General features: G+C 42.4%; 20 protein-coding genes. 4 read left to right on the top strand and 16 right to left on the bottom strand.

Annotation, left to right across the window (positions count from 1 at the left end; translation table 11 throughout):
• Positions 1-20 precede the first annotated feature (20 nt).
• Together S4054249_RS13505 and dld are read right to left on the bottom strand one after the other, a co-directional pair.
• Positions 21-959, bottom strand: coding sequence for an endonuclease/exonuclease/phosphatase family protein (locus tag S4054249_RS13505; RefSeq protein WP_046354975.1), 939 nt, complete (start codon positions 957-959; stop codon positions 21-23).
• Positions 960-1,125: 166 nt separating this feature from the next.
• The gene (gene dld / locus S4054249_RS13500) at positions 1,126-2,841 is read right to left on the bottom strand and encodes a D-lactate dehydrogenase (protein ID WP_046354976.1); all 1,716 of its coding nucleotides are present in this window, start codon (positions 2,839-2,841) and stop codon (positions 1,126-1,128) included.
• 242 nt (positions 2,842-3,083) lie between these two features.
• Here dld and S4054249_RS13495 point away from each other — a divergent pair, with 242 nt between their 5' ends.
• Positions 3,084-3,458 carry a hypothetical protein gene (locus tag S4054249_RS13495; RefSeq protein WP_046354977.1) on the top strand — a complete coding sequence of 125 codons (375 nt, stop codon included), beginning with the start codon at positions 3,084-3,086 and terminating at the stop codon, positions 3,456-3,458.
• A gap of 131 nt (positions 3,459-3,589) precedes the next feature.
• Here S4054249_RS13495 and S4054249_RS13490 read toward each other — a convergent pair whose 3' ends face one another.
• From S4054249_RS13490 to S4054249_RS13470, 5 genes are all read right to left on the bottom strand, one after another.
• Positions 3,590-4,234, bottom strand: coding sequence for an NAD-dependent epimerase/dehydratase family protein (locus S4054249_RS13490; RefSeq protein WP_046354978.1), 645 nt, complete (start codon positions 4,232-4,234; stop codon positions 3,590-3,592).
• An 86-nt stretch (positions 4,235-4,320) separates the two neighbouring features.
• Complete coding sequence (locus tag S4054249_RS13485) at positions 4,321-4,773, bottom strand: GNAT family N-acetyltransferase (RefSeq protein ID WP_046354979.1); 453 nt, start codon at positions 4,771-4,773, stop codon at positions 4,321-4,323.
• Between the two features lie 593 nt (positions 4,774-5,366).
• Positions 5,367-6,269, bottom strand: a complete 903-nt coding sequence (locus S4054249_RS13480; protein ID WP_046354980.1) for an ABC transporter ATP-binding protein — start codon at positions 6,267-6,269, stop codon at positions 5,367-5,369.
• Positions 6,266-7,075, bottom strand: a complete 810-nt coding sequence (locus S4054249_RS13475; RefSeq protein WP_046354981.1) for an ABC transporter permease subunit — start codon at positions 7,073-7,075, stop codon at positions 6,266-6,268. The genes S4054249_RS13480 and S4054249_RS13475 overlap by 4 nt, the downstream gene beginning before the upstream one ends.
• A 130-nt stretch (positions 7,076-7,205) precedes the next feature.
• The gene (locus S4054249_RS13470) at positions 7,206-9,020 is read right to left on the bottom strand and encodes a M2 family metallopeptidase (RefSeq protein WP_046354982.1); all 1,815 of its coding nucleotides are present in this window, start codon (positions 9,018-9,020) and stop codon (positions 7,206-7,208) included.
• A gap of 201 nt (positions 9,021-9,221) precedes the next feature.
• Between S4054249_RS13470 and S4054249_RS13465 the strand changes: the two genes are divergently transcribed.
• The gene (locus S4054249_RS13465; protein WP_046354983.1) at positions 9,222-11,492 is read left to right on the top strand and encodes an acyl-CoA dehydrogenase; all 2,271 of its coding nucleotides are present in this window, start codon (positions 9,222-9,224) and stop codon (positions 11,490-11,492) included.
• Between the two features lie 5 nt (positions 11,493-11,497).
• On the opposite strand, the gene S4054249_RS13460 is transcribed toward S4054249_RS13465, so the two are convergent.
• The 3 genes from S4054249_RS13460 to S4054249_RS13450 form a co-directional block, all read right to left on the bottom strand.
• A complete protein-coding gene (locus S4054249_RS13460) occupies positions 11,498-11,935 on the bottom strand; it encodes a hypothetical protein (RefSeq protein WP_080928294.1) in 438 nt (145 codons plus the stop codon).
• Between the two features lie 188 nt (positions 11,936-12,123).
• The gene (locus S4054249_RS13455) at positions 12,124-15,273 is read right to left on the bottom strand and encodes an efflux RND transporter permease subunit (RefSeq protein ID WP_046354985.1); all 3,150 of its coding nucleotides are present in this window, start codon (positions 15,271-15,273) and stop codon (positions 12,124-12,126) included.
• A gap of 6 nt (positions 15,274-15,279) precedes the next feature.
• On the bottom strand, positions 15,280-16,455 hold the full coding sequence (locus tag S4054249_RS13450; RefSeq protein WP_046354996.1) for an efflux RND transporter periplasmic adaptor subunit: 1,176 nt from the start codon (positions 16,453-16,455) through the stop codon (positions 15,280-15,282).
• A 247-nt stretch (positions 16,456-16,702) separates the two neighbouring features.
• Here S4054249_RS13450 and S4054249_RS13445 point away from each other — a divergent pair, with 247 nt between their 5' ends.
• Entirely contained in the window at positions 16,703-16,933 is a 231-nt protein-coding gene (locus S4054249_RS13445) for a hypothetical protein (protein WP_046354986.1), read from the top strand.
• Between the two features lie 73 nt (positions 16,934-17,006).
• Here the strand turns inward: S4054249_RS13445 and S4054249_RS13440 are convergent, their stop codons facing one another.
• The 3 genes from S4054249_RS13440 to S4054249_RS13430 all read right to left on the bottom strand — a co-directional run bounded on the left by S4054249_RS13440 (position 17,007) and on the right by S4054249_RS13430 (position 19,567).
• Positions 17,007-18,638, bottom strand: coding sequence for a calcium-binding protein (locus S4054249_RS13440; protein WP_052960883.1), 1,632 nt, complete (start codon positions 18,636-18,638; stop codon positions 17,007-17,009).
• Between the two features lie 229 nt (positions 18,639-18,867).
• Positions 18,868-19,113, bottom strand: coding sequence for a TIGR03643 family protein (locus S4054249_RS13435; protein WP_046354998.1), 246 nt, complete (start codon positions 19,111-19,113; stop codon positions 18,868-18,870).
• Positions 19,114-19,201: 88 nt separating this feature from the next.
• Positions 19,202-19,567 carry a HopJ type III effector protein gene (locus tag S4054249_RS13430; RefSeq protein ID WP_046354987.1) on the bottom strand — a complete coding sequence of 122 codons (366 nt, stop codon included), beginning with the start codon at positions 19,565-19,567 and terminating at the stop codon, positions 19,202-19,204.
• 161 nt (positions 19,568-19,728) lie between these two features.
• On the opposite strand from S4054249_RS13430, the gene S4054249_RS13425 reads away from it, so the two are divergent.
• Positions 19,729-21,087 (top strand): hypothetical protein, encoded by a 1,359-nt coding sequence (locus S4054249_RS13425; protein ID WP_046354988.1) that lies wholly within the window; start codon positions 19,729-19,731, stop codon positions 21,085-21,087.
• A 41-nt stretch (positions 21,088-21,128) separates the two neighbouring features.
• Here S4054249_RS13425 and S4054249_RS13420 read toward each other — a convergent pair whose 3' ends face one another.
• The 3 genes from S4054249_RS13420 to S4054249_RS13410 form a co-directional block, all read right to left on the bottom strand.
• Complete coding sequence (locus S4054249_RS13420) at positions 21,129-21,491, bottom strand: glyoxalase superfamily protein (protein WP_046354989.1); 363 nt, start codon at positions 21,489-21,491, stop codon at positions 21,129-21,131.
• 105 nt (positions 21,492-21,596) lie between these two features.
• Positions 21,597-23,300: a HEAT repeat domain-containing protein gene (locus S4054249_RS13415; protein WP_046354990.1), complete on the bottom strand. Its 1,704-nt coding sequence runs from the start codon at positions 23,298-23,300 to the stop codon at positions 21,597-21,599.
• The gene (locus tag S4054249_RS13410) at positions 23,297-25,189 is read right to left on the bottom strand and encodes a hypothetical protein (RefSeq protein WP_046354991.1); all 1,893 of its coding nucleotides are present in this window, start codon (positions 25,187-25,189) and stop codon (positions 23,297-23,299) included. The genes S4054249_RS13415 and S4054249_RS13410 overlap by 4 nt, the downstream gene beginning before the upstream one ends.
• Positions 25,190-25,215 lie beyond the last annotated feature (26 nt).

The following is a 25,215-nucleotide window of genomic DNA, read 5'->3' as shown; positions in this document are numbered from 1 at the left end:
CGCCGGTATTTAAACTGAATTTAGTTTAAGTCGATGCTCAGTGCACAGTGGTCACTGAGCATCTCTTTAGGTTTCATATTGTCAAAGTAGTGGAATTTTACACTGCCTTGTACATATTTTTGTTTTAATGTGTTTGATACCAAAATGTGGTCGATTGGTGCCGGGTAGTATGGGTGGCAACCTGTCAGCATTTGGTTAGCATTGAAGAAGGTCGATTTAGACAAATCGTTTGGAGCTTTGTTTGCTAGCCCATCTGGGTGATAAAGGTCACGACTTACACGGTTATAAGGTGCGGTCAACCTGTGGTTAAAATCTCCAAGCACGATGAAGTTTGCTTGCTCAGCACTTTTTGTCTCGACCCAGCTATCCAATAGTGGCACTTGCTTTGCCAATAATTTACATGATCTTTTGTCTGAACGACGATAATCGTCTACAAAACAGCCACTTTTAAGGTGCACATTCAACAGGTCGATTGTTTTACCTTGATAGCCAATTTGGACCTCCAAGCCACTTCTTAAGCCCATTTGTATGTCAGAAAACTGCTTATGATGAACGACTTTTTCAACGCTTAGAGGTTTTTTCACAGCAAAGGCCACTTTTTGCTGTGTTGACGTCAATCCATTACCGCGACATGTATAGCTTGGGCTATCTTTTCTGTCAGATAAAATTAGCTGCCATTGCGATTTGTCAAAGACAGTTTCTAGGGCTTTGATAGAGCCCACTTCTTGAAAAGCGATGACATCAGCATCAAGTGATTTTGCGTATTGTTGTAAAGCGGTGATCTCTTGCTTAGTTCTAGGTTTACAACCTTTGTTGTTGTCAGCCGCGAGGTGTTCAATATTCCAAGTGACAATACGCAGTCCTGTATCTTGTTGCTTTTCGTTTGGATTTGTTGCGTTACAGGCACTGGTGAGTAGCGCGCATAGTGCAAGTGCACTGAGTTTGAAAGTATGATTCATAATTCTAATAACTTGAATATTTCTAATAGCGATATAGTGTATCAAAAATATTGCAAATAGATTATATAAATATTTTTATTCATCGCGAATAAAGTGTCATTTAACTCAGGAGGGAGTAATGGGCGTGAAATGCTGCAATATTGGCTAAATATTGCAGCAAAAAAGATTATTTATCAGCAGGTTCATGCCAATGTTTACACTTACTAGTTTTGCCGATCCCCGGGTTAAATGAGTTGGTTGGGTCGAGCTTTTTGTAAAAAGATTTGAGGGCGTCTTTAGCGAAATACTCATGCCCCACGTTATGCTCTGCCGGATATTCAGCGCCGCGCTTGTCGAATGTTTCTAAGATCTTATTCTTGACGGCTTTAGCATCTACACCTGGTTTCATGATGTAGTTTTGATGCATAACATGGCAGAAAAGGTGTCCATAATAGAGTTTTACAGCGATTTGTTCGTCAATTTCAGGGGGGAGTTGTTCAAACCAATCTTGTTCATTACGAGGGAATGCGACATCAATCGTCATAATCGCCCCCATCTCTTTGCTGTTCATAGTTTGCATTCTGCCAATTGCGCCGCCAGCGACAAAACGATGCAGAATGGCTTTTTCACCTTCGTCTTCGGTACATTCGAAGTAACTTCCTTCATTCGTTTTGAAGAATTCATCAAAATAAGCTTTGGCTTCAGCAACACCTGCATTACTCATTTCTACAATCCAGTGATGTTCATAACGATCGCGGTATTCATCCATGCGTTTTGGCAAGTGATTTGGCCATAGGCAACTCAAGTATTGCATAATGCGGTCTGAAAACTTACTGGGTAAAAACTTAAAGTTATCGGCTATGCGATCCACAGTACGTTTGATCCCGAACATCTTTGGAATGTATTTAGAACCAAGTTTGTCTATTACCAAAAAGGTATCTTTACCGTATTTCTTAGAGGCGTCATAACAGTCTCTATGCAGGTACTCTCCTGATACTGGTAAGTTGTCGAACTTAGATAATATATCGCGGCGGATCTGAGCTAAAACAGCTGGGTCGTTTGTACCCACATAAAAGACTTGATGTTTTTCAGGCACAGGATAAGTATCTAATCTCACTGCAAAGACCGCCAGCTTACCGGCACAACCAGAGGACTCATACAGGCGACGTCCGTCATTGTTGAATCGTGAAGGAGTATCGGCATCAACATCTCTTACCCGCTCATGGTATTCATCATCGGATGCACGAAGTTCTGGAAATTGAACATCGGCATCTGTGTAATTTTGTTCTTGCAAATTAGTTAGCATTTCTTCTGGTGTATTACCAAGGTTAATACCGAGGTTATTAACCAGTGACAAATTACCTTGGCCGTCTATTTGTGCGTATAAAGACAGCTCAGTATAGGCTGGACCTCTTTGCACTAATGCACCGCCTGAGTTGTTACAAATCCCGCCAACAATGGATGCGCCAATGCATGATGAACCGATCACAGAATGCGGTTCACGACCATGTGGTGCCAATGTATCTTCAAGGCCAAATAAGGTACTGCCCGCAAGGCCAACGATTTGTTTGGCATTGTCGATAAGCTGAATGCTATCAATGCGCATGGTACTGATTATGACAATCGGGCGATCATAATTTTTACCATCGGGTGTAGAGCCGCCAGTTAGGCCAGTATTGGCAGCTTGCATGATTACAATGACATCAGCAGCAACACAGGCTTTAAGTGCTTGCCAAATTTCCAATAAAGTAGCGGGTCTTACCACTGCTAGTGCTTCGCCTGAACCAAAACGAAATCCTTTGGTATATGGCTGCTTTTTGGTGTTATCAGTCAGTACAAAGCTGTTACCAACGATAGACTTGAGTTCTTGTATAAGGGCAGTATTTGAAGCGCTATTGGTCATGCTGTTCTCGGAAATTGATCTACTTTTGCATTCTTGATGAGGGATTGGGGACTAGTATACAGCAAGGTTAAGAAGGAGTGAAACCAATGATTTGCATGTTAAAATGTACCTTTTAAAGGAAAAGTTACCGCAGATGAAGAAATTTAACGGCACAACTGCGCGAGGCATCTACACTACTACCTAAGTTATGAGGGTCTAAAGTGAGAGAATTTAATATGCCAAGCAAGGAGCGATGTAACGCAATGATGGTGCCAGTATGGGCGGTCAGTATTTGTATGTTGGTTGGGTGCGAAGGCAATCATAGTGCGCAAAGCAATGAAAGCCAGCCTCAAAAAGTAGCTCAGACCAATACGTCGAATGGTGTTTACAATGTCATGCAAGATGAAAATAAATTCGTTATGGGGGCATGTGTTGAGCTGGGGTATCCATTGGTAGTTTCAAAAGCGTCAACATCGTCAGAAATGCAATCTGCTTGCTTGCGTAATCTTACTCATAAATTTGAGGCTGATACTAAAAAGTCAGACACTAAACTTAAGTGGCGGGTACGTGTTAAAGGAGTTGAGCTTCAGTGTGAGTGTGCGGGTTACGCCACGCAAACAGGCCGAAATGGAGTTTGAATCAAAAATGTCAAACAATACGGTTCGCGCGATTGTACAGAGGCGCGGCGCCTAGACCAATTGAATTTAATCAGGTGGATAACAATTTATCCCGACGGTGCCAGCAATGACGTCTAACTTTATGAAATCTGCTAGCAATCGAACAGCACATCCAATGCATAGGTATGAGATTTTTTGTGCTTTGTCATAGCCACTGAGACCATTTTTTTCGCCACTTGCTGCCCTGAGATTGGACGGTATTTTTTTAGCCAAGGAAGCCTGCAGATAGTCGGTAAAAGATAATTTCCGAGCGTTTCGGCTATACGCGTATCTGGACGTTGTCCAACGAGCAATGAAGGCTGGAAAATATTCACTGTATCAAAGTGAAGTTGTTTCACATGGTGTTCTAGTTCGCCTTTCATTTGAAGATATGAGCTTGAACTATCTGCATTTGCACCGCTGGAAGAGACCAAAAAGTAGTGTTTGATTTGGTTTTGGGCTGCTAGTTTAGCAACTTGAAGTTGATAGTCTAAGTCGACGGTTCTCTGTTTCGCGATCGAGCCAGCTTGTTTCTTGGTTGTGCCTAAGCAAGAGAAAAGCATATCACCATGAAAAATATGGACGAATTGAGTTAAGTTATCAAAGTCTACTACTTGGTTTATTATTTTATCCGATTGATAATCAACGGGTCGGCGGGTGATGGCGATGACTTTTTCAATCGCTGCTTGCTCTATCAGTTGTTGTACTAAGATCTTACCAATAAGGCCGGTCGCGCCAAGCACGATTGCTGTTTTCATTGTTTGTTTTTACTTCGTTGCATACCGTGTGATTAGCGTATTAGATACAGTGTGGCAAGTATTAGCAAGCATTTTTATGTATGTATTTAACGTATAAATGAAAGCTGCATAAAAACGGAAGAAGGTTCTTGGCGATATTGTCCAAACGCATCACAGAACTCGAAACCAAGCGCTTTATATAGCTTAATTGCAGCATGTTGTTGATCGCCAGTTTCTAGTTTGACGTGCTTAACGCCATATTCTTTGGCCTTCATGAGTAGGTGTTGCACGATCGCTTTTGCCACCCCTTTACCACGCTGAGAGGGTTTGACATAAATACGCTTTAGCTCAGCGTAGTCTTGTTTAACAATATAGCTGCCACAGGCGACGAGTTCTTCTCTGTCATAGTGGCCGATGAGATAAGTACCGGGGTTGTCTACTTCGTCAATCGGCACTAAATCATTGGCATCGGCAGGATAGAGGCTATTCATTAATGTATCAATTTCATCAAATAGCGCTGCAAGCCCTGTACTTTGACTATTTAATTGAACAAACTGCATGGTTTTCCTTTGAGTGTTGTGTATTAAAGATACTAGTTCCTAAAATGGAACGATCAAGTGCTAATCTAAAAATAAGTGTTTAATATAATTCATTTTTGTAGTCGAAGTTCGCTCCAAATTATGGGCGCAGGTACTCAATTCGACATATTCACTAGTGATAATAATGTTGAGATTGGGCCCGCCAAGGTAGTTTGCCACAGCCGCACTAGCAGGATTATGTGCAACACAACAAATATCATTAAAACGTGCATGATATTGCGTATTGACTTTGAATAATGATTCAGGGCTGAAGGTGTAGAGTGCATCGCACCGTACTAATTCACTTTGGGATGCGCAACAGCGGTGTAAAATCGTTGCCGTGTCTAGTGCTCGCTTTTCAAGACTTGCTATGATCTACGTGTCTGACAATGGCCCAAGCGCTGCTAGTTTATTTGTCTTTACAATACCTTTCGATTTAAGTGGCCTATCAAAGTCATCAATGGATGCCTCTTCCCAGTTTCATTTGGCATGACGGACCAGTCTGAGTATTTTCATATGCCTCTCAACCATAAATATATACACATCGTGGCCCATAACACGTTAATTGATGATTGTTAATCAACAAATAACTGGTTTTCAAGCGTCCTGCCATTGACTAGTTGTTTGTAAGTCCAGCTATTTTCGTGGATCAGGGAGAGTAAAGATAAATCAAACGGTCTATCTTGCTTATCATATTCAATGACAAGCTCATCAGATTGAGTTTGTTTGATATTTTTAACACCGCTGAGCTGTGCTATTTTGTCTTTCATTGGGGTATCAAGGTTGAGCATTTGTAAAGTAACAAAGCTGCCTTGTTCACTTTGGTAAAGATCACTTTGATGGCTTGAAAGTTGACCTTGTTCCAGATAGAGCACCGTATCACATAGACGCTCTAGTTCACTGAGATCGTGTGAACTTAAAATGAAAGTCATATCACCTTGCAAAGAGGCAATGAGGTTACGAATTGCTTTGGCGTTTTTAGGATCCAGTCCGGCTGTGGCTTCGTCTAGCAATACCACTTGCGGACTGCCTAGTAATGCCTGTGCAATACACACGCGTTTTCGCATGCCGTGTGATAACTCACTCGTTTTGGAGTTGGCAACATGGGCTAAATCAACAAGTTCTAATACACGTTGTGTGTCTTCTTTAGCAGCTTTACTTGACATACCTTGTAATTTAGCAAAAAAACTCAGTTGTTTTTCGACTGAAAATTTTGGATCAAGCTGTGCATCTTGAGGAAGAGCTGAAATTTTGCCAAATAACTTTGCATCACCAGGGGGGTGGCCGAGTATATTAATTGACCCGCCACTTGGCTTTAAGTAACCACAAATGATGCTAAATAATGTTGTTTTTCCAGCACCGTTCGGACCAACTAACGCCACAGTGCTGCCTTTATTTATCGTGAATGCAACATTGTTTAGAGCTTGTTTTGCTCCAAATTTTTTGCTTAAAGATGTGACTTCAATCACTGCACTCATAGATCTCTCCCTTTCAGTAATACGTGCCCAATACCAAGCAACACCAGTGTTTGGCACGCTGGAAGTGTATAAGCAAAAAGAGGGGTATTTTGCCAACCGGTTAGTTCTGTTACTTGGTGCCCTGGTATAAGGTAATTAAGCCAATCAAGCATTGGATATTGTGCGCCGAGATAGTTGAGCACAGATGCCACAATGGTAAAAAACAAAATGGCAAAGACAATACACATTCTCGCTGAGTTTGTGACTAAATTAAGTAAGCTCATCAAAGCGATAAAGGGTAAACATGTCAGTAATAATTTGCCCCAAATTGCAACGGATTTGATCAATGCTGACGGAAGTAAACTGGCATCTCGATAGAGCATCATGGCAAGCGTGGCAAAGGTAACAAGGGCGATAAGAGACGCTAAGATCATCACTTGCCCTATAAATCGGCCAAGTAATATTTCTAGCCGTGTACTGCGCATGGTTAAAAATCTCAGGGTGCCCCTATTTCTATCTTCGACAGTTTGCTCAGCACTGACAAATAGTGCGAACATAGGAAAAGTAAATAGGCCGATGAGCCAAAACATCGTAAGCTCAGCTTCAGGCCAAGATATTAAAGCAGACAAACCGACTGTGCCTGCGACTTGTCCTACAATGTCAGAAAACTCATAGCTACTGATGAAAGGTACTGCATTGTAGATGGGGTAACGTAAAACCATAAGCCAGACAAGAAAAAATGCGGCGATAGCGAGCCAACCGCGTTTTGTGGCAAATAGACGCGAGAGTTCAAATTGGCTAAATAACCATGTGCGTTGAAAATTCATAAGGTCTCCTCATTCAGGTCAATACATTAGCTTGAATTTATATGAGGAGGAAGCAAAAAAGTGTTGCAGAATATGGCATAAGAAATAAATAGCGCAGTAAAATGCTGCGCTATTTAATTTTAGCTAGTTTTTACCAACCACACTGACGGCCTTTGTTTTGCTCATCTAGGTAAGCTTGTAACGGTGCAAAGTAATCTAAAATCGCCGTTGCATCCATCTGCTGGTTGCCTGTAACAATTTCGAGTGCTTCTTGCCAAGGGCGGCTGCTGCCCATTTCCAGCATGGTATTCAAACGCTCACCAGCTTCTTTTGAGTTGTAAACAGAGCAGCGGTGAATTGCTTCTTTACTGCCTGCAATTTCACACAGTGATTTGTGGAATTCAAACTGTAAGATATGTGCTAAGAAATAGCGAGTGTAAGGTACATTGCCTGGTACATGGTATTTTGCACCTGGGTCAAAGTCGTTTTCGCTGCGTGCTACAGGCGATTTTACACCTTGATACTTTTCACGTAATTCCCACCATGCTTGGTTGTATTGTTCTGGGCTGATTTCACCTGAGTATACCTTCCAGCGCCACTGGTCTACTAACAAACCAAATGGAATAAATGCCACTTTATCCATCGCCATTTTCATCAATAAGCCAATGTCTTTTGATTCATCAGGTACTTGCTCTAGCAATCCGATTTCTTTTAAATAACCCGGCGTTACGGAGAGCGCGATGGTATCACCAATGGCTTCGTGGAAACCGTCATTGGCACTTTCTTGATAGTACAGAGGTAACTTGTTGTAAGCACGTTGATAAAAGTTATGACCTAACTCATGGTGAATAACTGAAAACTCTTCACCAGTTTGCTGGATACACATTTTGATACGCAGATCGTCTTTGTTATCTAGATTCCAAGCCGATGCGTGACATTGAACATCACGATCTTGTGGCTTTAAGAAAAGTGAACGTGTCCAAAATGTTTCAGGTAGGGGTTCAAAACCCATAGAGGTAAAGAACTTTTCAGCGCCTTTGGTCATCTTAATCGCATCGTAGTCATGCTCTTTAAGTAGCTGGGTTAAATCATAACCTGGATCGGCGTTTTCTGGCGCAACCAAGTCATACACGTTGCCCCAAGTTTGTGCCCACATATTACCTAACAGGTGCGCAGGGATAGGTTGGTCTTGTGGTACTTTGTCTTCACCATACTTTTCACCAAGTTTTGCGCGCACATGGCAATGTAGTGAGTTATAAAGAGGTTTGACCTGACCCCAAATGCGGTCTAACTCTTTTGCAAAATCATCTGCCGGCATGTCGTATTTGCTACGCCACATTGCGCCTGTGTCAGCATAGCCAAGTTCGTTAGCGCCTTCGTTGGCCAATGATACAAGATCTTTGTAGAGGGGACGCATTGGCTTTGATACTTCGCGCCAGCCTTGCCAGATATTTAGCAGCTCTTCGTAATTTCGGCTGGTGGCCATTTTAGCTGTCATGTCACCTAGGCTCATACAAGTACCGTTATTACAGTACTTACCTTTACCATAAAGACCATCTAGTTCAGCTGATAGCTTTGCAAGCTTTGCTGTTTTTTGCGGATCTTTAGGAGCAGGAAGTGTTAAGTTAAGCTTTAACTTATCAAGTTTTCGACGATTGTCGTAATTTAATTCTAAGTCATCAAATTTAGCGGCTTCGTTGGCTAGCGCAACAAGTGCTGCTGTGTATTCTCTGCTTACTTCCGCAGATAGCGCAGCGGTGTCTTCAGTAATGAAATTAGCATAAATCCACGCAGCTCGGCCGCTTCTTACAGATAAATCTTGTAGTTGTTTTTCGGCTTCGGCAAGGAATACTTCGGCGTCTTTTTCAGTTAGTTTTTCAGTCGTCGTTGTGGAGTTACAGCCACTCAGTGAGAGTACCCCAGCGACAAAGATTGCGCTTAGGCTGAGTTTAAATTTTGCTGACATTGTGTTTTCACTTTTTGTTATAGAGGGCGTTGATGATAGCAGCGTCTGCCAATGTGCTCAATTATCTGACGTCAAACTGGGAGGGAAAATAGCACACGAAACCGTCAATGTTATTCCTAGATCAACAAAGCGAGTGAATTATTGAGTTAGTGTGTTTTTCATCCATACTTACCTTTGATACTTAGTTGGGGAACAACGCTGATGTGGCTAATTTTATTATTGATTATTGCTGTTTGGGTTATATTCTCGGTAAAAGATATACGCCTAAAATGGATTTCTAAACCAACATTTAACTACTTTAAATGTGCCTTACCGGAACTCTCTGAAACTGAAAAAGAAGCAATGAAAGCAGGCGACACCTGGTGGGATGCCAGCCTATTTAGTGGCAAGCCTGATTGGAATATGTGGTTAAAATCGGGAAAACCACGTCTATCAGATGAAGAGCAAGCTTTTGTCAGCAACGAATTGGCTGAGTTAATGGCGATGCTTGATGAAAGCGAGATCACGGCGCGAGGTGATTTATCCGAAGAGACATGGCAATTTTTGCGCGAGAAAGGTTTTTTCTCAATGATTATTCCCAAAAGCTTTGGTGGTAAGGAGTTTAGTGCACAAGCTAACTCAGTCATAGTATCTACGATTGCGACACGCAGTTTGTCAGCCGCTGTTACGGTGATGGTACCAAATAGTTTGGGTCCTGCAGAATTATTGCTGCATTTTGGCACGCAGTTACAGCAGCAACATTGGCTGCCCAAATTGGCCAGTGGTGAAGTGTTACCGTGCTTCGCATTGACTTCTTTGCACGCAGGTTCTGATGCTGGAGGGATCACAGATCATGCGACAGTGTGTCGTCAAGAGTATGAAGGTAAAGATGTATTGGGTTTAAAAGTGACTTGGTCGAAGCGATATATTACGCTCGCCCCTGTGGCTGATGTGTTAGGTTTGGCCTTTAAAGTGTACGATCCAGATAACTTGTTGAGTGAACAGGTTGAGCGAGGTATTACTTGTGCCTTGATCCCAACCTCACATGATGGTGTGAATCAAGGTGAGCGGCATGATCCAATGGGTCTGGCATTTATGAATGGCACGACTTCTGGGAAGGATGTTTTTATTCCACTTGATTGGGTGATTGGTGGCGAAAGTGGTGTAGGGAAGGGTTGGCGGATGCTCGTTTCCTGTCTAAGTGCGGGGCGCGGTATTTCATTGCCGGCATTAAGTGCTGGCACAGCGCAATTATGTGCAAAATCCACTTCAGCATATACTCAGCTTCGTTATCAATTTAAGCAGCCGATTGGGCAATTTGAAGGCGTGCAAAGTGCATCGGCACGTATATTCGGTTTAACATACAGTATTGAGGCTGCGAGAGAAAACACGGCGCTTGCGGTGGATTTAAAGAAAAAGCCATCGGTAATCACTGCCATCGCTAAATATCATTTAACAGAGCAAGCGAGAGTCGTCATTAATGACGCGATGGATATTCATGGAGGAAAAGCGATACAAAAAGGGCCGTTAAACTACTTGGCCAATCATTATGCAGGTATGCCAATTAGCATCACAGTAGAAGGTGCCAATATACTCACACGGAATTTGATGATATTTGGTCAAGGTGCTAGCCGCTGTCATCCTTTTATTTTACAAGAGATGGAAGCGGCGCAGATGGATGACCCTGAACAGGGGTTGAAAGTGTTCGATAAATTACTTGTTGAGCATATTGCTCACTCAGGTAAAAATGCAGTGAAAGCCTTACTCAATGGACTGACGGTTGGACGCTTTGTCCGTAGTCCTGTCAGCGGCGATGTGGCACGTTATTATCAAAAACTGACTTGGTATAGCCAAGTGTTGTCATCGTTGAGTGATATTGCCATGTTAAAGCTAGGTGGAAAACTAAAATATCGTGAGATGCAATCCGCTCGGTTGGGCGATATGCTAAGTCATTTATATCTGGCATCTTGTGTTTTGAAAAAGTATGAAGATGACGGGCACCAGTGTGGAGATTTACCGTTACTTCATGTTGCGATGTCGTACCATTTATCTAGTTATAGCAATGCGATGAAAAGCTTCGTCGATAACTTTTTACCTAGAGGATTTCGAAGTATCGTAAGGCGTGTATTTTTTCCTTTCGGTACCCGCTCTCGAGAGGTGTCTGATGAGCAGGTCAAAGCGTTATGTGCAAGTGTGTATGAAAATCATACTACAAGGATGAGGATCAGCACCTTATGCCCTAGCCAAAATATGCCAGGATTAGAAAAGCTGGAGTCGGCGCTTAATTTGTCAAAAAAAGTGACTTCAGCATATCATGACTTTTTAAGGTGGCAGAAAAAACAGAGTATCAAGTTATACGCTAAATCTTTGCCAGAGCAATTGAGCGAAGCGTGTGAAGCTGGGGTTATTTCTGAAGGGGACAAACAATTGTTAGGGGAGTGGCTACAGTTAAGCGATGAAGCGCTCAGTGTCGATGTATCGAGCGCTTCTTAACTATTTTATCGTGCGTAAGGGTCTGGGTTAATTTTATCTACATACCAGCTGCCCTTGCGCTTGACCATTTGAACACTGCGCATATCGTCCACTTGATTACCGTGTAATTGCCCAGTGAAAATGAGATTTACTTTGGCATTTTTTCCGTATTGTTCGCGTAAACTTTTATTGGTCATGTCGAGTTCAATCGTAACGTGATCGAACTGCATATTGACAAGGTTTCTAGTGAATTGTGAGGGCGTGCCGTAAGAGCGCATGATCCTGGCAAGTCTTGGTGTGGCGAGTTCTAACGCTACCTTCATATCTTTTTTATTGTAAAGCGCATCAAAATACATCGATGCAGTATAGCCAGGTGTATCTTTGTCACCTCGGCCAGCTTCTTCATTGCCACAAGCAGTTAACAAAAACGTAATTAAAACGATAATTAAAGAGGATAATTTCATAATACGAGAGAATTACAAGACACTTGCTTTAGTGTGTCTTTATTCACTGCATTTGTAAAGAAGACTAATTAAAATAACCTAATTTCAAATTACAAATTAGTATAAATATATTATTTTTATAGCTGGTGGTAATTAAGTATAAAAGCCCAGCGTAATGCTGGGCTCGGTCAGGAAGTAAAGTATCAGCACTAGCTTAAATTAGAAGGTGCTGGAGACTGTGCTGTTTTTTGTCTGCGCAGTACCTTTCTAGTGAGTTGTTTAATATCCTCCAACATGACGTATTGACATGGGATAAGCAGTAATGTGATGACAGTGGCAAACAGAACACCAAATGCCAATGATACAGCCATCGGGATGACAATCTGTGCTTGTAAACTGGTTTCCATAATAATCGGCACAAGCCCAATAAATGTTGTTAGAGATGTAAGCAGGATTGCTCTGAAGCGGCGACAACCGGCCTCAACAACAGCTTCTTTTATACTCATACCTTGTTCTCTGGCTTTATTGACAAAATCGACCATCACCAGTGAGTCATTCACGACAACCCCTGCGACTGCGATAATACCAAACATGGACAAGCCGCTCATAGTCATGCCCAGTACCATGTGGCCAAATACAGCGCCAACGACACCAAAAGGAATAACAGACATGATCAGCAGAGGTTGAGAGTAGGAACGAAGCGGGATTGCCAGCAATGCAAAGATGATCATCATTGAGATGGCAAAATCTCTGAATTGTTCGGCAACGCTGTCCATTTCTTCTTGGATGCGACCTGCGATGCTACTTGTAACTCCAGGATATCCTTCTAATAAGCTTGGTAGATATTCTTCGCTGATTTGCTCAGCTATTTTGAAAGGTTCAGCTTTATCAGTATCGATAGATGCCCAGACACTCACAGTACGTTTAGAGTTTTCACGACGGATGCGACTGACACCTTCTACTTGTTTGATGTTAGCAACTTCAACTAAAGGGATTTCAGCGCCAGTAGGTGAAATAATACGTACGTCTTGGATGTCACTGATGGCATCTCGTTGTGCTTCTGGGTAGCGGATCATAACTTTAATTTCTTCACCATTTCTCAAGATCCGCTGGGCTTCAATACCGTAGTAGCTAAAGTTAACTTGTGAGGCCACATCTGCAAGGGTAAGTCCCATACTGTATGCAAGCGGTTTGAGTTCAAGCTGAATTTCGTCTGTTGCAGATTGCATCGAGTCGTTGACATCACCCACACCTTCAATGGTTCTGAGCTTGTCTTTGAGCCTTTGTGCTACTTCTTTGAGTGTTTCTTTGTCTTTGCCTTCTAATCGGAAGCTGATGTCTCCATCATCTCTGCCACCGTCAGAAATACTGTCTTGAATATTTAGGTTTTTAACCCCTGGTAGCAAAGGCATATTCTCGCGCCACATGGCACTTAACTCAAACGTATCAATTGGGCGCAAATGTGGCTCAACCAGTACCGCACGGATAGTGGCATTGGTTCTACCGTTCATATTGACAGCAAAGTTTTTAACCATGACCTGATTGTGTTCTTGCTCGATTTGTTGCTCTACCTGATAGAGCATTGTCTCAAGCTTTTTAATGGTTTCAAGTGTCGCAGACTCTGAAGAAGATAAGTTCATTTCTACTTGTATGCTTGGGAAATCATGGGGGATTTTAGGGTTGGCAACGAACTTGATGAATCCACCCATAAATAGACCAACACTGACAATTAAAATACAAATAAACCCGACAATGACGGTATAGCGATAATGAATACACTTTTCAATTGAAGGTCTATAGATGTTTTCGATGAAGTTTTTTAGGCCGTTGTCTAATGCTTCACGTAAGCGGTGAAATGGGTTGTTAGGGTTGCTCGGCTTGTCTTTCATTGCCGCAAGGTGCGCAGGCAATATTAGCTTTGACTCAATCAGCGAGAAAATCAGACAGAGAATGATCACGCCACCAATCGCTTTGGAAAATGCCGCTTCAGGCCCAGTGGATAAAGTTTGTGGGAAAAATGCGGCAATGGTGGTAAGTACACCAAAGGTAGCAGGGACTGCAACACGTTTAACACCACGCACGACGTTGTCTAAACTGTGACCGTGTTTCTCTATTTCAGCATGGGCGGATTCGCCGACGACGATGGCATCGTCTACCACAATACCCAGTACCAGTATGAACGCAAATAGAGAGGCAAGGTTGATGGTGATATCAACAGTGCCTGCTGGCATGAGTAAAAATGCGCCTAAAAATGAGACTGGTAGGCCCATCATGACCCAAAACGCTAACCTAATTCTTAAAAATAGTGCCAGCATAAGCATAACCAGTACACCACCTATGATCATGTTTTCAACCATCATGTTAAGGCGGCCTTCAAGGTAATAGGTGAAATCTAAAAATGGTTCTAATTTCACGCCTTGTGGTAACTGGCCTTGCTTTTCTTTTAGGTAGTTTTTGATGATCCCTGCAACGTTTGTAATGTCTTGATCTTTAGAGGCGCGCACTTCATAGATCAGGGAATTCTTTCCGTTGTACAGAGAGTACATCAACCCTTCTTCAAAGCCATCTGAGATGGTGGCAACATCACCTAAACGAATTTGCGCGCCGTCTTCTAAGGTGATCAAAGGAAGCTGTTCAAAGTCATGGCCGCGATAAGCTTGGTTTTCAACCCGCATAGAGATGTAACCATTGTCAGATCGGATTTGACCTGCTGACATATTGGCAGAGTAGTTACGTACTGCATCCGCAATATTTCTGAATGTCAGACCATATTCGCGCAGTTTATCAGGACTGACTTCAATGCCAATTTCATAATCCAGGCCACCATTAAAAGTCACTAGATTTACGCCCGGTAAAGCTAACATTTCGTCATGTAAATTGTTACCAAGGTGCTTAAGCTCCTCGAAACTCATATCCCCATTTAATGTCAGGAGCATGACTTCCTGTTCATTTTTTTCGTTACGAATGATGGGGCGTTCCATACCCGTAGGGAAGGTTGAAATGGAATCAACTTGCATTTTAACTTCATCGAGAACATCTTTTGGGTCGTACTGATGGTCTACTTCAATCCAAGTTTGTGAATAGCCTCTGTTAGAGTAGGTGATCAATCGTTTGATACCCTCAAGGCCTTCCATTGATTCCTCTACTTTAATAGTGATCCCTTCTTCTACTTCCTGAGGTGCGGCACCGGGATAGATAGCTTGAATGCTTAACCAGTAATTGGTGTTTTGTGGGAACAGTTGCTTTTGTATTGTAAACGCAGTGAGTAATCCACCGACGAGAATAAAAATCATCAGTAGATTTGCAGCGACAGGATTACGTGCAAACCACGCTATTAGACCTTTTTCTTGAGTATCCATACGTCATTACTCCTCTTTCAATGCAAGCGCATTAGAAGGTGCAGCGGCTTGGCTATCATCCAAGCTCAGCTGCATACCTTCGGTTGGGAATTCCAATGAGGAGGTAATTAATTGTTGCCCTGATTCTAGGCCTTGATTTGCAACGACCAAGCCATCATATTCTCTGACGACATTTAAAGTTTTAAATGAGAGGGTACGATCTTTGTTTAAGATAGCCACTTTGCCATCTCGTACGAGGTGGTGCGGGATCTCTACTGCGTTATTAAGCAGTTTACCTTTGATTTGTGCGTTCAAATACGCGCCAAAGCGCAGTGGTGCTTGACTGTTGTCATAGGGGCGCTCTACTTGCGCTACCAAGTAAGTCATGCGACTGCGGTTATCAATGACGCCTTCGCTGCGCACAATTTTACCTTGCCAAGCGACGTCTTGACCGGCTACTTTGGCCATTAATGTCACTTTAGCGTTGATGCCGTTGTTGTCGAGGTGTTGAAGATCGTTGTCTGCGACGGGCAAACGGACTTCTGCAACAGAAATCGCATTTAATACACCGACCGAACTACCTTGATTAACTACACTGCCTAAACTCAATGCTCGGCTTTCAATAATTGCGTCATATGGTGCCTTCACATATGTTCGCTCTAGATTTCTTTTTGCACGCTTTACACTCGCTTGCGCTGCTTTAAACCTAGCTAGCTTTTCTGCAAGTTGCGGTTTTCTTAGATACAGCTCAGAAGGAATAGTCGAATTTGCATTACTTTTGATTCGCTCCCACTCAGTTTTGGCAACGTGTGCTTGCGCTTGTTCAATCTCTAAAGCAGAGCTTGCTTGGGCAAGGGTAGCCTGCGCGTCAATCAGTGCTGCCTCGTAATCATTGGGGTCAATACGTGCTAATAGATCGCCTTTTTTAACAAACCCGCCTTTCACAAACTGTTCAGAAAGAGTAATTATCTGACCGCTTACTTGCGCGACCAATTTGGTGCTGTATTTAGGTTTCACAATACCGTAAGAGTTTACAGACATTTCTAGAGGCGCAACTTGCACGGGCGCTACCTCAACTAATGGGTGAATGATTTTTTTTTCTTTTTCAGCGGGTGGCGTTTTCATCGACGCAAATGCAATTGCACTTGCAATACCGCCAAGTAAGACGACACCCGGTAATATAATTTGTTTTTTACTAGCCACGATGTTAATTCCTTCCTGAATTGACAATTGGGATACGCTGAAAATAACCATCAACATATCAATTACCATCAATAATACGACAATAGATATTTCAAGGTGTTTTGATATCACCCCAATATGTAACAAAGCATTGCGTACCCAGTTACATTTTTACAATTGCTAAAAGCTGTATATATTTCGTGCCGATTGCATACAGGTGAGAGTGCAACGGGTATAATGCTTCTTTTTGACTGAAAAGGTGCTTATTATGGACTGTAGATTAGGCTGTGGTGCATGCTGTATAGCGCCCAGTATCAGCTCTTTGGGAAAGGCTGCTAACATTCGCTGTGAGTACTTAAATGACAAGAATTTATGCTCTATTTTTGGTAAGCCAGAGCGCCCTCAAGTGTGCAGCGATTTTAAGGCAGACCGGGAAACGTGCGGTAGTACCAATGAAGAGGCGATGAACAATTTAATTTATTTAGAAGCGGTGACGTAAATCCCCGTTTATTGTTGTTTAATTTACACTAACTTGGTAGCGCAAAGATGGCTACCAAGTTAAGGGTTCTTAGTTATTTCCTACCTTCAATGACATAGATTGACTGGTGACGGTTATTTTGCCAGTAATCGAGAGCAGCTTGGTCAACTAAATCAGCGATGCGCTTACTGAAATCGCTGTGGTTACCACTGAAGTTACGCATATCAATCGCACCCTCGTATACAGCGGTCATGACACCTGCAGCATAATAGGCCGCGGCTTCAATACTATCGCCGCCAATGCCAGATCCAGTTGATCTAATCAGGTCACATGGACCATGGCATCGGTCATTTCCACCGCCGCCGGAGCCTTCTGGGTATTGATCGCCGCGATTGTAAAGCGTATCACCTCCATCCCCACCATATAAGCCTATGTCATGGTTATATTGCGAGAAACTAGCAACAAAATCTGCGCTGCCGCCGCCAAATAGTTCGCAGTCACCATCTTCACATAACACGATGTCGTTACCGCTTCCGCCCCATAATTTAGCGCGTTTTTTCCACTTGTTCCCGCCAGAGTCAACCAAGATATCGTCACCACTGTTACCATGTAAGCGATCTTTATCGCCGGCATTACCAAAAACGAGATCGTCACCATTACCACCTTCAAGGTGATCTGAATGGCCATTACCAAAAATCACGTCATGGCCATCTTGCCCGTATACTTTATCTTGTGCAGTGGCACTACTGCCAAGAGGAAGGGTAAATACAATACCACGTTTGTCTGTTTCAATGCGCGAGTCGCCCATCAACCAGTCATTGCCCGCACCACCACGTATGGTATCTTTATCGCTCCCACCAAATACCCAGTCATGGCCGCTGCCTGTGGTGATATTATCTTTGCCTTCAAGGCCATATACAGTCATGTTGTAAGTCACCGCTGAGGCATTCAAGGTATCGTTACCACTACTCAATTTGGCAAAAATAAGGTCGATATTTGAGGTGTTAGGTGTTGAGCAGGCGGTTGAGTTACCAAGCTTTGCGTTAACAAAAACCAGTTCACCATATTGCTCAAACGTGTAGCTCACACTGTTGATCTTTGACTGAATGCCCCAAACACCATTGACATAATAGTCTGTGAATAGCGTGCCGCCGCCAGTGCAGCTTTGGGTTTTACTGATTATCGTCGAGAAGTTAGCACAGCTCGATAACTCATGATTTTCAGGGCGCTGAGCGATAGAGCCTGCGGTGCCTACTTCAGCACAATCTATACCGTCGCCTGCATCTACGATATCTGTATCGCCAAAGGTGTACAGCTGGTCATTTCCTGCTCCTGAGTAAACGTAGTCTACTTTATTGCCTGTTCTAATGACATCATCACCATTGCCACCATGGATCAGCTGGTGGGTATGCAGACTTTGGCCGTTGTATGTATTTCCATAATTACTCAAATTGACCTGTACACCATTGTAATTACTGATATCGAACATTTCGCAGGTGTTGCCATATGTCATTTTAACGAAGCTATCACCACCTAGCGCATGCAATGTATGCTGATTATTGGTGAGTGTAAAAGACAGATAGGTCATCATGCCGTTATGCATGGTATTGGTGGCGACATGGATGCTGCTATCAAGCCCTGTGCACGCATAACTGGAAGCGTGTGCACCCATCGAAACAGCCAGTACGACTGTCATTTTGGTGAATTTTGGAAATTTAATACGCATGGAGTGAGTCCTTACCATGTGGTATGAATAATTGAGCGCTTATTATTTAACCCAATGTTTAAATTGGTTTTTTACTGTGACCAAATTAGCGACTAAGTGTGCAAGGAAAATGAAGAAGGGGAGTGAGCGTATCCAAATATTGCGATTTGGATGTCGATATTACTATTGACTAGATGGTGACAAGTCGTTCCTATACTTGTCACGCTGAAATAAAATATAATGGTATATATTACCTTTGCTTATATTGGGTTGGGCAATATCCACGGTTCACCTCGGGTGAGCGTAGTTTCAAGTGTTTGGTTTTTCGACCTGATACTCTTTCTCGCCAAAGTTTAAAGCTGCTCGTTTTAAGCTCTGCGCGCATTAAATTAATAACTGCTTTTTCATTGAGGCCATACAACCGCTGTATGGCCTCAAACGGCGTTCTGTCTTCCCAAGCCATTTCTATGATTCTAGATGTATCTACTTGATCCATAATGATGCCAAAAATAGTGTTTTGTAACTGTACGTATTGGCTGATAAACCGATCAGTAGTTTTGCTCATAGAACCTTAAATTATGGCGTTAGGCACGTGTAATTAGCGGGTTATTTTGAAAAGAAACACCATCCCAACCAGATTTGATAAAGTTTCTGATATTGCCATGGTCATCGCCATCTGGGTTTTTAAGAACATCGTGACGGTAGTATTGGCCAAAACAATGTAATGTGGCTTGCTCTGATAAATTATGCTGCTTTGCAAAAGCGAGAATCTTGCATGATCCTAGATTTGTCCCTGCGTCGTTAGTTTGCTCACCATTTTTAAATGCGCAAGGTGTAAAGTCATACAGGCTATCGATAAGTTGAATGGTGTGTTCAAATTCAATAGATTCACCTCGATGTGTAGCACGTTCAATAAACTCAGAGAGGGTTTCTTGTTGTGTATCTGACATGTTCATTCCTATAAAATAAAAGGTACATTATCCTCGTATTGGCAATCTTAGCATAATGAATTTTTGTCGTGATACTTGAGTTTTTAACAGCTTAAACCAATGTTAGAAAAGGATTTGTGTTATACTTGTCAAGTGTAAACAAGAGGAGGGAAATTATTCGAGTGAGCAAAGCAAAACTAAGCCAAGACGAAAGCCTATCATTTAAAATCAACTATCAGCTCCTGCCAAAAGAGACAAACCAGCTTGATCTATACTTTTCCATTCCAATCGATATGGGGATCAACGCAAACACCTTAAACGAAGTCGATTACTTTAATGCCAATATTAAATGTCACAGTGCCTATTATTCTGAGCAGTTACATTTACCATTAGTGCGCAGCCGTTTTATAAGCCAAAGCAAAGGGCAAAAAAGTGATTATCGCGTTAACCTGAACTTATTCTGCTATCAAATTCGCATTGCGTTAGATGCAGATGTTAAGCAAACCTTAAAGCTCAAGCAAGCTGAGGAGTTTTACCCAGCCGCCATGGAACTAGTCGAGCAAAGCGCAAAGCTTTTGGTGAAGCTAAGACGTTACACGCCACCGGATAATCGACTTAAATCCTACTTTCAAAATGCTGACAATTATTTAAGTTGGCACACAGAACAAGCTTTTTTGAAATTGCTGGCACGAGGCCCGAAATCAAGCGATTTTAGTAAAGAGCGAGGGGAAGTGATAGATTTTTGTAAACAAGAAAATCTCTATCGTGAAAAGCAAAGTTACAATTCACAGGTGACGCTGGACGACCCAAATCGCATTACCAACAAAATGCGCTTATTGGAAAGGTTGATTGAGTATGGCGTAGTGTTTAATCGAGAAACGGCCAACTTGGGTGCGAATTTAAAACGTCTTGCTCGTGGTGCAGTGACAGCGGTGATCATGGCGTTTGTGATGTATTTGGTGTTGAATGCGCGCTCTAATTTTGAAGAAATTACCGTTGCCCTTATTGCGCTGTTAGGTGTGATCTACGGTTTAAGGGAAACTTTTAAAGATGATTTGACGCAATGGGCGTGGCGTAAAGTACAAAAAGGTAGGCCAAAGTGGCGTAACAAATTTAAAAACTCAGTTAATGACGAAACTGTATGCACGCAAACCATTTGGTTAGAGCACATCAAAAAGAAAGATATTCCGGAGGATGTTGATAAGCTGCTTAAAAAGCGTGGCAGGCAAAACCGTCAAGAAGCGAACCTTTTGCACTTCAGTTGTAAAAATCAGGTACAAATAGATGAGTTTTTACCTGGATATGAAGAAGTACAGCAAAGAATCACTTTTAATATGAGCTCGTTTGCGCGCTATTTAAAAAAAGGGGCTGGAAAGCTGTATAGCCTTGAAGGGCACAAAGTGTCAAAAAACTCTGTCGAGCGTCGTTATCAAATTAACTTAGTGATGCGCTTTAAATCCGGTGAGGACTCGCAGCTGGAGCGATACAAGCTCACAATGAATCGCTCAGAGATTGTTGCCATTGAGCAAATGAAAGACTAGCCGCGCAGCCATAATTTATAAAGCGCTATCTTACTCACCATTTACTTAGCGGTTTGGAAAAAGACAAGCCTATTACCGAATGGATCTGATATGGTCATTTCAAGGCCCCATGGTTGTTCGACAATATCGGGGCGAGCATGCTTAAACTGTTTTTGAATTAACTGTGCTTGATAAGCTTTCAATTCATCACAGCCAATTCTAATACTCGCCCCACAAGATGCATCACCATAATGCTCTGACACATGCACTATGCAGGCATCTTTTGATATTTGCATATACAAAGGTAAGTCGGCTTGATACTGATGTTGCCAGTCTATTTTAAATTCTAAAAACTCGATATAAAAGGCGTGTGTAGCTTGTCTATCAAAGCTGCGGATAATCGGGGTGGGCGAGTGGAATGTCATTGGTCGGTCCTAAGTCAATACAAATTAGCAGAGTGCGAAGCATTGAAAAGACATTAAGTGTGGCTTCGACTAACAAATAGTTAGACGCAGCCACAACTTGAAAGTTTATGGGGTGTTTTGTTTTGTGCTGTGAAGCAACTCAACAATGGCTTTAAAATTACGCTTAGACGTTTCCTTTTTTAAAGCTGATCTTAAGGTGGCTTTAATGCCGTCTTGGCGTTTTTGTGTTGCCAGTGCCTGAATAGCTGCGTAACGACTTTCTGCGGCGGGGTTGTTAACTGCGATTGCAAGCACCGCGTCGCTGGCAGCAGGTTTGAGCTCATAATTTGATAAAGCTTTTAGCAGCGTAACTTGGTTTTGATGCTGAGGCTTCGCAAGCTGCTTTTCTAAGCTCGTGTAAGCTTGTTCAGTTTGCATCATGCCAAGTGCCCTAATAGAGGCTCGTTGCACGCTTTTATCGGTATCATCTATATAACTGTCAATTTGGTTAAAGTGTTGCTCATCACGGCTATTACCTAAGCTGGTAATAAGCGCTGATTTGATATTGGTTTCGGTGACCAATGATAATTGTTCAGACAATACATTATGCAGCTGAGCGGACTGTGCATTTGCAGCTCTACTATTAAGCATGGCACCTATGGTCATATAAAAGCTACTGGTCACCTCTGAATCTAAGCTAGAAAAGCCTGCTTCGATTTGCTCGGTGAGTAACGCTCCAAGCTCGGGGCTCAGCGGGCTTTGTCCTTGAGAAAGTGCGCGCAGTGCGCGAAATTGCATTAATGGGTCTTTCTCTGCTTTAACCAATATATGGCCAAGCAGTAGTTGGCTATTTGCACTATCGAGCTGGCCTAATGCATTAAACAATCGCATTTGTGCTTCATCTGAGAGTGTTTGCTGTAAAAAGACCGATTCTAAAGAGCGTATCACCGCGTCAAATTGACTCAGTTGCTTGGCTAAGTCATAGGCGGAAATATCGGTTAAATTGCCTTGACTCACTAAGCTATGTAATGACTTTTTGAGTTGCTCAAGTTCATCTTCGCTGATTGTTTTTTCTGCGCTTGGCCAGTTTTCCAATGCCACCGGCATGGTAAATAGCGCTGATGGGAATGCTGAATCTGTAGGCCTAAATTGATAGTGTTGTTTGGTCTTTAAATTTAAGCTTTGTGATTGACCAGAAAATAGCAGTATCTCTTGTCCTCTACGATGCGTAAAAAAGCATTCGTTAGGGGTAATGTGGTGGCCCGATGACGCCACACTGACTGTTTGCACAGCGGCTTGTGATTTATTATGCAGCGCATAGGTGTGTTTGTTTAGGGTAATTTCAGCATCTTTAAATTGATACGAGACTGTATAGGATCCAAGCGTATCTTGTTCTTTTTTTACTAATTCAGAAATGTTGCGTTGAAACTGAAAGTAATACGCTAGACCTTTGAGTTGCTCTTGTGTTTGCGTGTCAAGTTGTACCGGAAACCAAAAGTCTGCAACCAGCCCGTTGTCTGCCAACTTAAAAGCAAAAGGAAGTGTGTAGCTTGCAAGCTCTGATGCAAACTGTCCTTGACCTGCTGTCACCTTGTCTGCTTTGATGGCCCACCAACCAGCCTCGTCGTTATGTTCTGCTGCTTTTATCGAGAGTATGCCGTTGAGCTTAATATGGGTTTGTTGGCCTTGGTCACTTACTTTGTCGTAATTAAAGGTAGTGTGTGTATCAATTTCAAAATTGTATTGTGCAGAGCAGCTGGCATTGGCTGTATTTGAAACAGCCAGTGCACAAAGTGCACTGGCTAGCATCGCTTTATTAAGCGTGATCATAGATCGATTTCACCTTCTTTGGAGTAAATTGTCCAAGATTTATCAAACACACTGTTGGTTTGATATAACCAAAGATCATAGCGAGATGTCTTCTTACCACAAGGGTAAGGGATCCCCCACTTTTTACACCATTTAACGCCATATGTTTCTGCATATAAACCAAACTTACCTGAAATAACATCTAGGTCATTTTTTAGTTCAATACCATAGTAAATATGTGGGTTAGAGCTGTTGTTGGTGAGGAGGGCAAAACCTGCATTTGATTCCATCGCAAATGTGTTATCAATTAAAGTTAAGATCGCCTGTACACCTGCTGAAGCAACTAATAGGTTGACGCCGCCTCGCCCAAAAGCACCAAAGTCTACGTGGAATAAATCCCCTTCGGCATACAGCTCTGCGTTGTAGCCAACTGTCAGTTCAAAGCCTAGGTTACCAGTAACACCTGCTTCCACTTTAATCGGAATAGGGCCAACAGTGAAGGTTGCTTGGGCAAGAGTCTTGTCTTCTTCCCACTTTTTCTCCCATGACTTTTCATACTTGGCTGTGAATTTTTCATCTTCGAAAACCACGTTATTGAAGATAATCATTTCTGATTCATAACCAGTATTTAGGCCACTAATATAAGCGCTACCATTGTATGAAATACTAAATAGGGTATTTTTAGCATTGAAAAAATAAGCTTCAACGGTACCTTCACCTGTAATACGGCCACCAGGATCGCCTGTAGGTACAATAAATAATTGACCTTGTAAGTCGACACCAACGCTAAATTTAGACTTGTCGCCGTATGACTTATCAAATTCACTTTGGAAGTTGATATTGGCCAGGCCCACAGAAGCGGGCACGATTGCTTGTTCAGTAAACCTAGCTGCGCGGCTTGCAGGTGCTTGTGTGGTGTCTTCTTGCTCAAAGAAATAAAACGGAATTGAGGTCAGTACTTGGTTGTTGTCTGTGTTTGTTTCCGCATCTTGGGCGGCATCAATCAAAGTAAATCTCAACTCAAGTGTATTTTCTGAATCGGCATTGTAATTGTCATGTAAGCTTTGAATTAACTCAGGCTCTAATGCGATATCAAAACCAATATGTTCGTCGTGTAACTCAGCTCTGAATTCATGCGCAAGTGTGTCTGTATATTGGCCTACTGTTGCATCCCAAAAATGTGTTTCAACCCAGTTACCCGCGACCATGACTTCTGCTTTAATATGAGAAAGGCCTAAGTTTGTGCCTTCATAGTCAGCTTCAAAGTATCCGATAAGATCGGAGTGATGGTCACTTGTGCCATTATTGGCATCTGGTGTATCTAAGATAAGCGCCGCTTGGCCGAATTCAGCGCCAAGTAATTTATAATCGTGGCCTGCTTGTTCGCGAACGACAATATCCGCATGCGGGAAGTTACCCTCTAAATGTGGCTCGTGGTCAACTGAAGGGTGGTTGTCCTCTTCAATATCTTCAACGTGTAAATCATTCGGGTCTATTTGCGCCAAAATGTGGTAGTTACCACCTTCTAGCGAATTGGGTAATGTCAGCTCAATCTCATGCTCACTAGTACCTGCTGAAAGCCCTGTTAATTCAACAACCGCGATTTGTTGAATATCTTCAATGGCGGCTTCTTGCTCACTTTGTGAGTCTAATTCGTCTGAGTGCATTAAGTAAAAGTGAACTTCGACGTCAACATTATCAAAACCTGTTACATCAACTGTGTAGAATGTTTTGACGGTATCATTTGGAGCCAGCATATCGAGTGGGCCCGTTGATATCTCAGTGATTTCTAAGTTACTTTGTACTTCAGGAGCTGGTGTTACTACTGTAACTTCAGGTGTGTCATTTTCGCTAAATTGACACCCAGTTAAAGTGGCCAGGCTCAAAAGAGCGTATGGGATCAAGCGCATGATGTTTCTCTATCTTATCTAAATCT

Source organism: Pseudoalteromonas luteoviolacea (assembly GCF_001750165.1).
In the GTDB taxonomy this organism is placed as follows: Bacteria; Pseudomonadota; Gammaproteobacteria; order Enterobacterales; family Alteromonadaceae; genus Pseudoalteromonas; species Pseudoalteromonas luteoviolacea_G.
This window is presented reverse-complemented; position numbering and strand designations above follow the sequence as displayed.

Coding starts and splice junctions, on each gene's coding strand:
- S4054249_RS13505 (WP_046354975.1), bottom strand. CDS start 959: ATGAATCATACTTTCAAACTCAGTGCACTTGCACTATGCGCGCTACTC.
- dld (WP_046354976.1), bottom strand. CDS start 2,841: ATGACCAATAGCGCTTCAAATACTGCCCTTATACAAGAACTCAAGTCT.
- S4054249_RS13495 (WP_046354977.1), top strand. CDS start 3,084: ATGATGGTGCCAGTATGGGCGGTCAGTATTTGTATGTTGGTTGGGTGC.
- S4054249_RS13490 (WP_046354978.1), bottom strand. CDS start 4,234: ATGAAAACAGCAATCGTGCTTGGCGCGACCGGCCTTATTGGTAAGATC.
- S4054249_RS13485 (WP_046354979.1), bottom strand. CDS start 4,773: ATGCAGTTTGTTCAATTAAATAGTCAAAGTACAGGGCTTGCAGCGCTA.
- S4054249_RS13480 (WP_046354980.1), bottom strand. CDS start 6,269: ATGAGTGCAGTGATTGAAGTCACATCTTTAAGCAAAAAATTTGGAGCA.
- S4054249_RS13475 (WP_046354981.1), bottom strand. CDS start 7,075: ATGAATTTTCAACGCACATGGTTATTTAGCCAATTTGAACTCTCGCGT.
- S4054249_RS13470 (WP_046354982.1), bottom strand. CDS start 9,020: ATGTCAGCAAAATTTAAACTCAGCCTAAGCGCAATCTTTGTCGCTGGG.
- S4054249_RS13465 (WP_046354983.1), top strand. CDS start 9,222: ATGTGGCTAATTTTATTATTGATTATTGCTGTTTGGGTTATATTCTCG.
- S4054249_RS13460 (WP_080928294.1), bottom strand. CDS start 11,935: ATGAAATTATCCTCTTTAATTATCGTTTTAATTACGTTTTTGTTAACT.
- S4054249_RS13455 (WP_046354985.1), bottom strand. CDS start 15,273: ATGGATACTCAAGAAAAAGGTCTAATAGCGTGGTTTGCACGTAATCCT.
- S4054249_RS13445 (WP_046354986.1), top strand. CDS start 16,703: ATGGACTGTAGATTAGGCTGTGGTGCATGCTGTATAGCGCCCAGTATC.
- S4054249_RS13440 (WP_052960883.1), bottom strand. CDS start 18,638: ATGCGTATTAAATTTCCAAAATTCACCAAAATGACAGTCGTACTGGCT.
- S4054249_RS13435 (WP_046354998.1), bottom strand. CDS start 19,113: ATGGATCAAGTAGATACATCTAGAATCATAGAAATGGCTTGGGAAGAC.
- S4054249_RS13430 (WP_046354987.1), bottom strand. CDS start 19,567: ATGTCAGATACACAACAAGAAACCCTCTCTGAGTTTATTGAACGTGCT.
- S4054249_RS13420 (WP_046354989.1), bottom strand. CDS start 21,491: ATGACATTCCACTCGCCCACCCCGATTATCCGCAGCTTTGATAGACAA.
- S4054249_RS13415 (WP_046354990.1), bottom strand. CDS start 23,300: ATGATCACGCTTAATAAAGCGATGCTAGCCAGTGCACTTTGTGCACTG.
- S4054249_RS13410 (WP_046354991.1), bottom strand. CDS start 25,189: ATGCGCTTGATCCCATACGCTCTTTTGAGCCTGGCCACTTTAACTGGG.